At 68.3% G+C, this 12367-nt stretch carries 11 protein-coding genes; 5 read left to right on the top strand and 6 right to left on the bottom strand.

Going from position 1 to position 12367, the window contains the following annotated elements; genetic code table 11:
- Positions 1 to 37 precede the first annotated feature (37 nt).
- From ACHAA3_RS12470 to ACHAA3_RS12460, 3 genes are all read right to left on the bottom strand, one after another.
- Entirely contained in the window at positions 38 to 1546 is a 1509-nt protein-coding gene (locus ACHAA3_RS12470; RefSeq protein ID WP_435709443.1) for an RNA polymerase sigma factor, read from the bottom strand.
- 158 nt (positions 1547 to 1704) lie between these two features.
- On the bottom strand, positions 1705 to 3180 hold the full coding sequence (locus tag ACHAA3_RS12465; RefSeq protein ID WP_435709344.1) for a glutamate--cysteine ligase: 1476 nt from the start codon (positions 3178 to 3180) through the stop codon (positions 1705 to 1707).
- Between the two features lie 18 nt (positions 3181 to 3198).
- Complete coding sequence (locus ACHAA3_RS12460) at positions 3199 to 4233, bottom strand: DUF4192 domain-containing protein (RefSeq protein WP_435709343.1); 1035 nt, start codon at positions 4231 to 4233, stop codon at positions 3199 to 3201.
- Positions 4234 to 4286: 53 nt separating this feature from the next.
- On the opposite strand from ACHAA3_RS12460, the gene ACHAA3_RS12455 reads away from it, so the two are divergent.
- The 4 genes from ACHAA3_RS12455 to ACHAA3_RS12440 all read left to right on the top strand — a co-directional run bounded on the left by ACHAA3_RS12455 (position 4287) and on the right by ACHAA3_RS12440 (position 9456).
- On the top strand, positions 4287 to 4907 hold the full coding sequence (locus ACHAA3_RS12455) for a GNAT family N-acetyltransferase (protein WP_435709342.1): 621 nt from the start codon (positions 4287 to 4289) through the stop codon (positions 4905 to 4907).
- Positions 4908 to 4920: 13 nt separating this feature from the next.
- The gene (locus ACHAA3_RS12450) at positions 4921 to 6231 is read left to right on the top strand and encodes a DNA polymerase IV (protein WP_435709341.1); all 1311 of its coding nucleotides are present in this window, start codon (positions 4921 to 4923) and stop codon (positions 6229 to 6231) included.
- Positions 6228 to 8396, top strand: coding sequence for a S9 family peptidase (locus tag ACHAA3_RS12445; protein WP_435709340.1), 2169 nt, complete (start codon positions 6228 to 6230; stop codon positions 8394 to 8396). The genes ACHAA3_RS12450 and ACHAA3_RS12445 overlap by 4 nt, the downstream gene beginning before the upstream one ends.
- A 115-nt stretch (positions 8397 to 8511) precedes the next feature.
- Positions 8512 to 9456 (top strand): sigma-70 family RNA polymerase sigma factor, encoded by a 945-nt coding sequence (locus ACHAA3_RS12440; protein WP_435709442.1) that lies wholly within the window; start codon positions 8512 to 8514, stop codon positions 9454 to 9456.
- Here ACHAA3_RS12440 and coaE read toward each other — a convergent pair.
- The 3 genes from coaE to ACHAA3_RS12425 all read right to left on the bottom strand — a co-directional run bounded on the left by coaE (position 9453) and on the right by ACHAA3_RS12425 (position 12095).
- Positions 9453 to 10046, bottom strand: a complete 594-nt coding sequence (gene coaE, locus ACHAA3_RS12435; protein ID WP_435709339.1) for a dephospho-CoA kinase — start codon at positions 10044 to 10046, stop codon at positions 9453 to 9455. The genes ACHAA3_RS12440 and coaE overlap by 4 nt on opposite strands.
- A gap of 7 nt (positions 10047 to 10053) precedes the next feature.
- Positions 10054 to 10950 carry an SH3 domain-containing protein gene (locus ACHAA3_RS12430; protein ID WP_435709338.1) on the bottom strand — a complete coding sequence of 299 codons (897 nt, stop codon included), beginning with the start codon at positions 10948 to 10950 and terminating at the stop codon, positions 10054 to 10056.
- Positions 10951 to 11129: 179 nt separating this feature from the next.
- Complete coding sequence (locus tag ACHAA3_RS12425; protein ID WP_435709337.1) at positions 11130 to 12095, bottom strand: GlxA family transcriptional regulator; 966 nt, start codon at positions 12093 to 12095, stop codon at positions 11130 to 11132.
- A gap of 93 nt (positions 12096 to 12188) precedes the next feature.
- Between ACHAA3_RS12425 and ACHAA3_RS12420 the strand changes: the two genes are divergently transcribed.
- Positions 12189 to 12344 carry a hypothetical protein gene (locus ACHAA3_RS12420; protein WP_435709336.1) on the top strand — a complete coding sequence of 52 codons (156 nt, stop codon included), beginning with the start codon at positions 12189 to 12191 and terminating at the stop codon, positions 12342 to 12344.
- Positions 12345 to 12367: the final 23 nt, after the last annotated feature.

Below are 12367 nucleotides of genomic sequence, written 5' to 3'. Positions count from 1 at the left end.
CCGCCGATCGGCGGAGCCCTTCGTGTGTCGTGCTGTCTCAGTCGAGGTAGTCGCGCAGCACCTGCGAGCGCGACGGGTGACGCAGCTTGCTCATCGTCTTGGACTCGATCTGACGGATCCGCTCGCGCGTGACGCCGTAGACCTTGCCGATCTCGTCGAGCGTCTTGGGCTGGCCGTCGGTGAGGCCGAAGCGCATGGACACGACACCGGACTCACGTTCGCTGAGCGTGTCGAGCACCGAGTGCAGCTGCTCTTGCAGCAGCGTGAACGAGACAGCGTCGGCGGGCACGATCGCCTCGGAGTCCTCGATGAGGTCACCGAACTCTGAATCGCCGTCCTCGCCCAGGGGCGTGTGGAGGCTGATCGGCTCGCGGCCGTACTTCTGGACCTCGACGACCTTCTCGGGCGTCATGTCGAGCTCGAGCGCCAGTTCTTCGGGCGTGGGCTCGCGGCCCAGATCCTGCAGCATCTGACGCTGCACGCGGGCCAGCTTGTTGATGACCTCGACCATGTGCACCGGGATGCGGATGGTGCGGGCCTGGTCGGCCATGGCGCGTGTGATGGCCTGACGGATCCACCACGTGGCATACGTGGAGAACTTGAAGCCCTTGGTGTAGTCGAACTTCTCGACCGCGCGGATCAGACCGAGGTTGCCCTCCTGGATCAGGTCCAGGAACAGCATGCCGCGGCCGGTGTAGCGCTTGGCCAGCGAGACCACGAGCCGCAGGTTGGCCTCGAGCAGATGGTTCTTGGCCCGACGACCGTCCAGGATGATCCACTCGAGCTCATCGAGCTGCTTGGGACCCGGCTTGCGGCCCTTGGCCAGCTTCTCCTCCGAGAACAGTCCAGCCTCGATGCGCTTGGCGAGCTCGACCTCCTCGGCTGCGGTCAGCAGCGAGACCTTGCCGATCTGCTTCAGGTAGTCCTTGACCGGGTCAGCGGTCGCTCCGGCCACCATGACCTGCTGCACCGGCTCGTCGGACTCATCGGCCGCCGAGATGGTGAATGCAGATGAGGCGGATGCCTTCTCGTCCTCGACCAGCGTGGGGTCGGTCTTCAGGTCCTTCTCGAACTCCTCGTCGGGGATGTCCGGCAAGACCTTCTTGCCCTGGGCGTCGACCACGACAGTGCCGGCGACCACGGGAGGTGGGGTCTCCAGCACGTCCGCGACGTCGATGGTCGGCGGAACCGTGGAGCCTGGGTCCGCGGCCGCCGCCTTCTTGGCGGGCGCAGCCTTCTTCGCCGCAGTCTTCGCGGGCGCGGCCTTCTTCGCCGCAGTCTTGGCGGGCGGAGCCTTGGCAGGCGCGGTCTTCTTCGCGGCGGGAGCCTTCTTCGCAGGACTCTTCTTCGCGGAAGTCTGCGGGGCAGCGGTCTTCTTGGCAGTCGATGAAGGGGTCTTCGTCACAGTCTCTTCTGATTTCGCGGAGTCGGACGTGCTGGCGGGCATGACACCTGGGTCGTTCGGGGTGTCGGTTTCATGCAAGGTACTCAGGGTCTGCTCAGTCTTGGCAACAGCGTCACGGATCAGCCGTGAGCCGGTGTTCATCAACTTGGCGGCGGGATTCACCGGCATGTCAACCTCGCTCATCAGTAGAAGGGCGCAACGAACAGACCTGTGGTCAACCTCTGTGAATAGTCTGCCACGGTCCGACAACGTCATCGCTCGCGCCCCTCTCAGCGCGCTCTCAGCGAAGGCGGGCGCCGCTAGCGCAGCGGCCAGGTGTGCACGGGCTCGCCGCCGTGCATGTGCCGCTGATACTCCTGCGTCGTCAGGCGAAGAGCCGCGACCGAATCCGAACCGGCCGCCCGATGATGTTCGGTCTCCTGGATCAGCCACGTCGCACCGTTGCGGCCCGTGACGCAGCGCTGCTCGATGATCCCGAGCAACCGGTCGCGCACCGCGGCGTCGACACCCAGCTGCTCGAGTCCGGTGTGGGCCAGCGGCAGCAGGTGACGCAGCACGAGCTCGCGTGCCGGCACCGAGCCGACTCCCGGCCAGTACTGCTCGGCCTCGATGCCCATCTGTGAGGCGGTGTGGAAGTTGTCCTCGGCCGCCGCGAACGACAGCTGGGACCACACCGGGCGTTCGCCCTGCCCCAGCACCGGGACGAGCCCGTAGAAGAGCGCCGCGTTGGCCAGCGTGTCCACGACGGTCGGCCCGGCGGGCAGCAGACGGTTCTCGATGCGCAGGTGCGGGCGGCCGTCGGCGATGTCGTAGATGGGCCGATTCCAGCGATAGACCGTGCCGTTGTGCAGCCGCAGCTCGGCCAGGCTCGGCACGCGGCCGGCCTCCAGCTCGACCAAGGGATCCTCGTCCTCCACGATCGGCAGCAGCGCAGGAAAGTACCGGACGTTCTCCTCGAACAGGTCGAACACCGAGGTGATCCAGCGTTCGCCGAAGAACACCCGCGGACGCACTCCCTGGGCCTTGAGCTCCTCGCTGCGCGTGTCGGTGGCCTGCTCGAACAAGGCGATGCGCGTCTCGTGCCACAACTGACGCCCGAGCAGGAACGGCGAGTTGGCGCCCACGGCCACCTGCACGCCCGCGATGGCCTGAGCGGCGTTCCACGTCGGTGCGAAATCCTCGGGCTCGACCTGCAGGTGCAGCTGCGTGCTGGTGCAGGCGGCCTCGGGCATGATCGTGTCGGCCCTGGTGTCGAGGCGATCCACCCCGTCGATGACGATCTCGATGTCCTCGCCGCGAGCGGCCATGATCTGCTCGGACAACAGCTTGTACCGCGGGTTCGGCGAGATCGTGTGATAGCCGAGATGCTCCTCGCCTAGCGTCGGCAGGATGCCGATCATCACCAGGTGAGCACCGACACCGGCGGCCTTGTCCTGCGCGGCGTTCAGGTCGTCGCGCAGGGTCTCCTCGAGCGCGACCAGCCCGGTGCCGTCGATGCGCGACGGGGGGACGTTGATCTCCAGATTGAACAGTCCCAGCTCGGTCTGGAAGTCCTCGTCGGCGATCGCCTCGAGCGCCTCGACCCCCTTGAAGACCGGGTCGCCGTGCTCGTCGACGAGGTTGAACTCGATCTCGATGCCCACGTGCGCCGTGTCGAAGGAGAAGTCGCGCTCCCCCAGCATCCGCGCGAACACGTCGAGACAACGCCGCACCTTCGCGCGGTACCGAGTGCGGTCGTCGCGACTGAACTCGCGGGCATCCACGTCCTGACCCATGGCCACACCCTATTCCCGTCAGCCTGCCTGTCGCAGGTCTTCACGATCCGCCCATTCCTGCGGCCCGATGCCGGACTGCACGAGGTCGAGCATCAAGGTGGCCATGGAGTAGGCGGGATCGGCGGCATGCGCGCGTTCGGCGGCAATGAGCGCCTGCGCACCGTCGCCGGTCAGCCACGCCGTGAACGCGGTCAGCGCGAGCACCCCTGGCTCGTACGGCGGCACCACCAGCTGCGCGGCACGTGACATCAGCGCGAACGAGGCCTCAGCGACATCAGGGGTGAACAGCTCCCACAGGGCGTCGCGGACGTTGATCGCATTGACCCACACGGACACAGCGGCCGCATCCTCCTCGGTGACCGGCTCCCCCGCCGCCACCCGGCTCACCAACGGGCCGAGCTCGCGCAGCGCGACCACGTCAGACGGCTCGTCGTGTCGGCCGAGATCACCGAGCACCCGCACCAGCGCGGCGTGGGTGAGCACCTCCATGCGGTCTCGGCACTCCCCCGCCACCGGAGCGAAGCGCGCGACCAAGGTCTCGCGGTCCGGCAACACCTGCTGACCGGCGGCCACGGCCTGCACGATCGACACGTGGTGGTCCGACGTGTCATAACCGATGCCCTCGGCCGGAAAGCCGGGAATGTCGACCCAGTACCGCTGACCGTTGGACCGGGCGATGACGATCGGCGTGATCGTCCCGAGCTGGGCCTCGATGGCCTCGAGCAGGTCGTGCGCAATCCTCTGCCGCCTGGTGATCGCCAGCGCGATGACACCCTCGGCCCCTTGGCGTCGGAGATGGCCCACGATGACCGCCGCCGCGTCGTCCACGTACTCGGCACCGGGCAGGTCCATGCGCAGGCGAAAGCCCATGCGGTGCCGCGGTCCGCTCGTGGCAATGGCCACGATGGACTCGACGGGGCGAAACCCAAAGAGCGTTGGCATGGCGTTGAACAGGTCAGGAATATCGTGTGCGGTGAACACCGGGCGGTCGTCATGAGTCATGCCCTCGACGTTCGCGCCCGGCAGCCCCCGCGGCCATGGTCGCGGAGTCATCTGTGGACGGTCGCCTCTTCGAGGACCCCCTGTGGACGCAGTACGCTCCTGGCGTGGAGTTCCTCGCACCGATCACGCTGACCGGGACCCGGGTGTCACTGTCGCCCCTGTCCCACGATGACGTCGACGAGCTGGCCGCAGCCTCCGCCGACGGCGACCTGTCCTCGCTGCAGTACACGGGAGTGCCGACTCCGGAGAACATGGGCACCTGGGTCGACACGTGCCTGACGATGCAGGAGTCCGGCACCTTTCTGCCGTGGGTGACCCGGCGCCTGGACACCGGCACGCCCTCGGTGATCGGGATGACGACGTTCTGCAACGTCGAGCCGGCACACCGCCGTGTCGAGATCGGGTACACCTGGAACGCCGCATCAGCCCAGAGGTCGGGCACCAACACCGAGAGCAAGCTGCTGCTGCTCACGCACGCCTTCGAGACCCTCGACTGCATCGCCGTGGAGTTCCGCACCCACTGGCTCAATCGGCAGTCGCGTGCCGCGATCGAGCGTCTCGGCGCCAAGCTCGACGGCGTGCTGCGCAACCACCGACTGTCGCCCGACGGCACCCTGCGAGACACGGCGGCCTACTCGATCCTGCCGCACGAGTGGCCGGCGATCCGGGCCGAGCTGCAGCGGCGGCTCCAGGCGCAATCTCCGGGCGCAATGAGCTCAGCCTGATGCGGCCCACCTGATGCGTACTGTGGCGTCGATCCTGCACCTGGACCTCGACGCCTTCTTCGCGGCCGTCGAGCAACGCGACAAGCCATCGCTGCGCGGCAAGGCCGTCATCGTCGGCGGTGTCGGCAACCGCGGGGTCGTCGCCACCGCGTCGTACGAGGCCCGCGTGCACGGCGTGCGATCGGCGATGAGCATGGCCGAGGCTCGTGGCCGGTGCCCGCACGCAGCGTTCCTCTCGGGACGTTTCGAGGCGTACCGGGCCAGCAGCCGTCAGGTGATGGAGTGCCTGGCCCTGTTGTCACCACTGGTCGAGCCCCTGTCGTTGGACGAGGCCTTCGTCGACCTCGCCGCCAGCCCGGACTTCGATCCAGGCCGCCTCGCAGAGCTGGTCGAACGACTCCGCGACGACATCACCGAGGCGACTGGTGGCCTCACCGCCTCGGTCGGCGTCGCCTCGTCGAAGCTGATGGCCAAGATCGCCAGCGAGATCAACAAGCCCGACGGCGCGTGCATCATCGACCCGGGCACCGAGATGGAGGTGCTGGGTCCGCTGCAGGTCACCGCGATTCCGGGAGTCGGCCCGGTCACGGCCCAGCGACTGAGACAGGCCTCGGTCACGACGGTCGACGACGCCCGCGCCCTCAGCGCCGACGAGCTGGTGCGCGTGCTCGGCCAGTCGGCCGGCCGTGGGCTGTTCCAGATGGTGCGCGCCGACGACGACCGACCCGTGATCGCCGATCGCGAGGCGAAGTCGATCAGCATCGAGGACACCTTCGAGGTCGACGTCGTGGACCGGGACCGGCTGGGTCGCACAGTCGACCGGATGGCCTCGTCGGTGGCGGGCAAGCTGGCCAAGGGCGGCCTGTCCGGCCGCACCGTCACCCTCAAGGTCCGCCATCACGACTTCGAGACGCACACCCGATCAGCCACGCTGGCCGGTCCCACCGACAGTCCTCGCACGATCACGACCACGGCGCGACGGTTGCTGGACGCGGTCGACCTGCGCGGCGGGCTACGACTCATCGGCGTGGGCGTCAGTGGCCTGGCCGACTGGGTGCAGGACGACCTGTTCGACGACCCCGACGAAGTGCTCGACGTCACCGAATCAGGGCCGCTGGAGCCAGCAGTGCCCGCGATGGCGGACTACCGGCCCGGCATGGACGTGCACCACACCGAGCACGGCGCCGGGTGGGTGTGGGGATCGGGCCTGGGCCGTGTGACGGTCCGATTCGAGACCCGGCACACCCCGCCCGGGCCGGTGCGCACCTTCGCGACCGACGACCCGGCGCTGGCTCCCAGCCACCCCGATACGGTCGAGTCATGAGCCTCACCCCGCCCGTTGCCGAGCGACGGCCGATCACCCGCACCCACCACGGCGATGCAGTGGTCGATGAGTACGAGTGGCTGCGCGATCCCGAGGACCCCGCCACGATCGCCTACCTCGAGGCCGAGAACACCCACGCCGACGAGGCGACCGCCGACCTGGAGTCCCTGCGCGGCCAGATCTTCGAGGAGATCAAGGCGCGCACGCAGGAGACCGACCTCTCGGTGCCGGTGCGCCGGGCCGGCTGGTGGTACTACACGCGCACCGTCGAGGGAAGCCAGTACGCCATCCGCTGCCGGTGCCCCGTCCTCGACGCCGACAGCTGGACCCCGCCCGACCTGGAGGCCGGAGAGGACATCACCGACGAGCAGGTGCTGCTGGATTCGAATGTCGAGGCCGAGGGCCACGAGTTCTTCTCCCTCGGCGCGTTCAGCGTCAGCGACGACGAGAACCTGCTGGCCTGGTCGGTCGACACCACCGGCGACGAGCGGTACACGATCCGCATCAAGGACCTGCGCACCGGAGAGGTGCTGCCCGACGAGATCACCGGCGCCAGCGCCGGGGCCACGTGGTCGGCAGGCGCGAGTCACCTGTTCTACACGACGGTGGACGACGCCTGGCGTCCTCACCAGGTCTGGCGCCACGCGCTGGACCCAGCCTCCGCTACCGCCCCCGGCACCGAGGACACCCTGGTCTTCGAGGAGCCCGACGAGCGGTACTTCGTCGGCATCGGTCGCACGCACTCGGAGAAGTACCTCGTGATCGGGCTGTCCTCGAAGGTCACCAGCGAGTACCTCGCCCTGGAGGCCGATCAGCCCGAGGGCGAGTTCCGCGTGATTCTTCCGCGTCGCGACGGCGTCGAGTACACGCTGGAACATGCCGTGATCGGTGGCGAGGACCTGTTCCTCGTGCTGCACAACGACGGCGCCCTGAACTTCGAGCTCGCCTCGACCCCGGTCGACGAGCCCGGCGAGCTGACCGTGCTGGTTCCCGGCAGCGACACCACCCGCCTCGAGGACGTCGACGTGTTCGCCCGCTGGGTCGTGCTGTCATACCGCCGCGACGCACTGGCCCGCATCTCGATCATGCCGATCACCGCGTCCGGTCTGGCCCCGCAGCACGAGATCGACTTCGGCGAGGAGCTGTTCACCAGCGGCGTCGGCGGCAACGCGGAGTGGGATCCGCCCGTGGTGCGCGTCGGCATGGGCTCGTTCGTGACGCCGTCGAGCGTCTTCGACTACAGGATCACCCTGGGTGATGATGGCGATGTCGCCGACGACGAGCTGGTGCTGCTCAAGCAGGCGCCGGTGCTCGGCGGGTACGACCCGGCCGCGTACGAGCAGCACCGGGTCTGGGCAACCGCCGACGACGGCACCCGGGTGCCGGTCTCGATCGTGTGCCGCACCGACGTCGCTCGTGACGGCACGGCGCCGGCCCTGTTGTACGGATACGGCTCCTACGAGGCCAGCATGGATCCGGGCTTCTCGGCCATGCGACTGTCGCTGCTCGACCGCGGGTTCGTGTTCGCCATCGCGCACGTGCGCGGTGGCGGCGAGCTCGGCCGGCACTGGTACGACGACGGCAAGATGCTCAACAAGCGCAACACCTTCACCGACTTCGTCGCCGTCGCGCGCCATCTCGTCGACGAGGGCTGGACCAGTTCCGACCGCTTGGTGGCCGAAGGCGGCAGCGCCGGCGGTCTGCTGATGGGGGCCGTGGCCAATCTCGCCCCGGACGCCTTCTGCGGCATCGTGGCAGCCGTCCCGTTCGTGGACGCGCTGACCACGATCCTCGACCCCGAGCTGCCGCTGACGGTCATCGAGTGGGACGAGTGGGGCGATCCCCTGCACGACCCCGAGGTCTACGCCTACATGAAGTCGTACTCGCCGTACGAGAACGTGGGCGCCCATCCCTACCCGGCGATCTTGGCAGTCACCAGCCTGCACGACACCCGGGTCATGTTCGTCGAGCCGGCCAAGTGGGTGGCCCGGCTGCGCGCCACCGCTACGGGCCCCAGCGCGACTGGGGAGGCCCAGATCCTGCTCAAGACCGAGATGCACGGTGGACACGGCGGTGTCAGCGGCCGGTACGCCGCCTGGAAGGAACGCGCCTGGGAGCTCGCCTGGATCATCTCGACCGCCACCAGCGCGTCGCGAGGTGCCTGAACCCTCAAGTTCCAGTCTAAGAAGCCACTGAGAGCGGAATCCTCATCCGGTGGCGTGCGTTGTGATGGGTACAGGCCACGCATGACCGGAACGAACTGAGGAGCGCCAGGTGAGCATGACGACGAGCAAGAGCACCACGACCGAGGGCAAGGACAGCGTCGGCATGTACCTCGCCGAGATCGCCCGCACCCCCCTGCTCGACGCCGCACGTGAAGTCGAGCTCAGCAAGACCATCGAAGCCGGCATGATGGCCCGCCATCTGCTCGACTCCGGCCGGATCGGTCGCCGCAAGGGCGGTGCGCCCAAGTCCGCCACCCAGGAGGAGCTGCTCTGGCTGGCCGAGACCGGCGAGCAGGCGCTCCAGGAGTTCATCGCAGCCAACCTGCGGCTCGTGGTCTCGATCGCCCGCAAGTACGGCCGGTCAGCCATGCCGATGCTCGACCTGGTCCAGGAGGGCAACACCGGCCTGATCCGCGCCGTCGAGAAGTTCGACTACATCAAGGGCTTCAAGTTCTCCACGTACGCCACGTGGTGGGTGCGTCAGGCGATCACTCGTGGCATCGCCCAGCAGGCCCGGGTCGTGCGCCTGCCCGTGCACGTCGTCGAGGAGCTCAACCAGGTCACGGCCGCGCGTCGCAACCTCGAACGTCAGCTGGGCTATGACCCCGAGCCCGCCGAGGTCGCCCTCGAGCTCGGCATGGACGTCGAGCGCGTCATCGACCTCATGTCGTGGGGCCGCGATCACGTCAGTCTCGACTCCCCTGTCGACGACGACGGCGACACCTCGCTGGGCGATCTGATCGCCCGCGAGACGTTGCCCGGTCCCGACAGCCAGGTCATCGACCTCGAGACGCGCGATCTGATCGCCGGGCTCGTGGGCAATCTCGGTGAGCGCGAGGCCGACATCGTGCGAGCCCGCTACGGACTGCTCGACGGGCGTCAGCAGAAGCTGGCCGACATCGGCAAGCGCCACGGCATCTCGGCAGAGCGGGTCCGCCAGCTCGAGCGCGAGGCGCTGGGCAAGCTGCGCCGCATTGCTGACCCGGACCTCGCTGCCTAGCCTGCGCTGAGCAGGGTGCGCCAGAGGTCGTCCACGACGGTAGGCAGCTGATCCTTGGGGCCGGTGTTGTCGATCAGGTGATCGGCGACGCCGGCCCTTTGCTCACGGGTGGCCTGGGTGGCGATGCGTGCACGAGCGTCGGCCTCGGTCATGTTGCGGTCCGAGGCCATGCGCTGGACCTGCACGTCGACGGGCACGTCCACCACGATGACGACGTCCATGTCAGCCGCGGCACCCATCTCGATCAGCAGCGGGTTGTCGTGCACGACGATCGCATCGGAGGCGGCCGCTGATGCCAGGGCGAGGGCACGCTCGCGGATGGCCCCATGGGTGATGGCCTCCAGATCGCCCAGGGCAGCGCGGTCGGAGAACACGATCGAGCCGAGGGCCGGGCGATCCAGCGTCCCGTCGTCGGCGATCACCGCAGAGCCAAAACGCTCCTCGATCGCGCCGAGCGCCGGAGTGCCGGGCTCGACGACCTCCCGTGCCAGGAGGTCGTAGTCGATCACCAGCGCGCCGTGCTGGGCCAGCAGGGCGCTGACCGTGCTCTTGCCAGAGGCGATGCCTCCGGTGAGCCCCACGGTGAGCATGCGGCGATCAGCCGGTGGCCGAGGCGCCGTACGTGGTGACGTGCACGTGGTCGTAGTGATTGGCCGTGGGGCTGCCGCGGTCGCTCATGGGGCGCCAGGCCCCGGAGGTCGCCGGACGCCAGATCTGCTGGCGCCAGATGAGGTACTCGACGCCCAGCTCGGAGCGGTTCTCCATCAGGAAGTTGGCGATCGCGGTGCCGGTGTCCGAGGAGATCATGATGTCGAGTGCCTGCCCGGTGGCATGTTCGCCCCGGTTCGCCACGCCGCCGTAGGAGGTGACCTCGGGGAACTCGGCACACACGGCGCGGTAGACCTTGACCGTGTCGGGCTGCAGGCCGGACTCGGGCCCGGACCCGGCGGCACAGGGAGCGGCGCTGAGGGTGGGCTCGGGCGGCGGCGGAGGCGGCTTGGGCGCCTTGGGCGGCTCAGGCATCTTCTCGGCGACGCTCTTGCTGACGACCCAGCGGGGCAGATCCTTGTGGATGACCTGGGTCCAACCGTCCTTGGTCTCACCCGTGACGTCGACCGTGTCGCCCTTCTTGACCGAGGCGAGCTTGGCCGATTCGCGATCGGAATCGGCAAAGATCGACAGATCCTTGACCGCGAACAACGTGCCGGCGATGTCGGCCTGCCCGGACTCATTGGGCAACGGGGCGCGCTCGGCGCTGCGGCTGACCCGGGTAGGAGGATCGGCCACGACCAGGGTCTCGACGTCCGCGGGCAGCTGTTCAGCAGCTGCGACGGCGTCGACCCGTGCGGAGACCGGGTCATCTTGCACGACCACGGCAACGGCGGAGCCGAGCACGGCTGCCAGTCCGAGACCGGGGATGAGAGTTCGAGTCAGCGTGGACCGACGTCGGGTGCGCGCGATGGGCGCAGCACGTCGGTGGCCAGAGGTCGCCACGAATTAAACCGCCTGTTGATCGACTGCACGGGCCGGTGTGCCGCGGGGGCGGCACACGGGGGGAAGACCGTTCTGCCGAGCATACGGGTCGGACCTAAACCTGTCCGCACGTATCCCCTGCCCACGCGAAGTCCCGTGACCGATCACACACTCATATGAGGGCAGGGCGGCGCGCGTGGTCAGGCCGACACGCCGCGGAAGGTGCGGCGGTAGTGCTGTGGGGTGGTCCCGCGGTGAGCGAGGAAGTGATGGCGCAGGGTCGCGGCGTTGCCGAATCCCACACGGTCGGCGATCTGGTCGATCGACAACGCGGAGCTCTCCAGCAGCTCCTCGGTGAGCGCCACGCGCTGGGTCGTCATCCACTGCAGCGGCGTCGTGCCGGTCTCGTCGCGAAACCGCCGCGCAAACGTGCGCGCCGACATGTGAGCCCGTTGGGCCAACCGCTCGACCGACAACGACTCCCCCAGGTGCTCGGTCATCCAGTCCAGCAGCGGGGCGAGGGTCTCGACGTCGGTGGTGTGCATCGGGGTACGGATGAACTGGGCCTGGCCGCCGTCGCGGTGTGGGGGCACCACGATGCGACGCGCCGTCGAGGCGGCCACCTTGGCGCCGAAGTGGCGGCGCATCACGTGAAGCGATGCGTCGATGCTGGCGGCCGAGCCCGCGCCGGTGACGATGTTGGCGTCGTCGACGTAGAGGATGTCGGGCCGCACCTCGATCGCTGGATAGAGCCGGGCCAGCTCGTCGGCGTGGCGCCAATGGGTGGTGCAGGAGCGACCATCGAGCAGGCCGGCCTCGGCCAGCATGAACGTCGCTGAGCAGTGCGCGAACACGATCGCACCACGGCCGTGCACCTCGCGGACACAGTCCAGCACCGCAGGATCGAAGTCCAGGTGGCTCGACCGCGGGACGAAGCACACCAGATCAGCATCGTGGGTCGCCTCCAGTCCGTGCTCGACGTGCAGGTCGTACCCGCCACGGCCCCTGATCCGGCCCGGTCGCGGCGCACAGACCCGAAAGTCGAACACGGGATTGTCGTCGTCGGGGTGGTACGGCTCGTTCCACACCTCGCTGAGCACACCCAGGCCGAACATCTCGACCCCGTCCTGGACCACGAGGGTCACCGTCTTCAACGCGCGCGACATGCCGCCAGCATGACCCAGATGTGGCAGGAACTCAATGCTGACTGGCTTTCCAGCCACTCGTGGCAGGAAATCCACAGGAGCAGACTTACTGCCATGATCATCGTCATCGCAGTACTCCTGGTCCTCACCTTCGCGATCATCCTGACCCGGACGATCCGCACCGACGGCTATGGCAGCCGCCCACCACCTCGCAGCCACCAGGGCGAGGAGATCCCCGCTTCCGCCTACGTCCCCCGCATCATCGCCTGAACGACAGCACCCCCGGCCGATGG

This window comes from Aeromicrobium sp. CF3.5 (genome assembly GCF_051262695.1).
Taxonomy (GTDB): Bacteria; Actinomycetota; Actinomycetes; order Propionibacteriales; family Nocardioidaceae; genus Aeromicrobium.
The sequence above is the reverse complement of the archived record's forward strand: the minus strand, read 5'-3'. Positions and strand labels throughout refer to the sequence as shown.

Coding starts and splice junctions, on each gene's coding strand:
- ACHAA3_RS12470 (WP_435709443.1), bottom strand. CDS start 1,546: ATGAACACCGGCTCACGGCTGATCCGTGACGCTGTTGCCAAGACTGAG.
- ACHAA3_RS12465 (WP_435709344.1), bottom strand. CDS start 3,180: ATGGGTCAGGACGTGGATGCCCGCGAGTTCAGTCGCGACGACCGCACT.
- ACHAA3_RS12460 (WP_435709343.1), bottom strand. CDS start 4,233: ATGACTCCGCGACCATGGCCGCGGGGGCTGCCGGGCGCGAACGTCGAG.
- ACHAA3_RS12450 (WP_435709341.1), top strand. CDS start 4,921: ATGCGTACTGTGGCGTCGATCCTGCACCTGGACCTCGACGCCTTCTTC.
- ACHAA3_RS12445 (WP_435709340.1), top strand. CDS start 6,228: ATGAGCCTCACCCCGCCCGTTGCCGAGCGACGGCCGATCACCCGCACC.
- ACHAA3_RS12440 (WP_435709442.1), top strand. CDS start 8,512: ATGACGACGAGCAAGAGCACCACGACCGAGGGCAAGGACAGCGTCGGC.
- coaE (WP_435709339.1), bottom strand. CDS start 10,046: ATGCTCACCGTGGGGCTCACCGGAGGCATCGCCTCTGGCAAGAGCACG.
- ACHAA3_RS12425 (WP_435709337.1), bottom strand. CDS start 12,095: ATGTCGCGCGCGTTGAAGACGGTGACCCTCGTGGTCCAGGACGGGGTC.
- ACHAA3_RS12420 (WP_435709336.1), top strand. CDS start 12,189: ATGATCATCGTCATCGCAGTACTCCTGGTCCTCACCTTCGCGATCATC.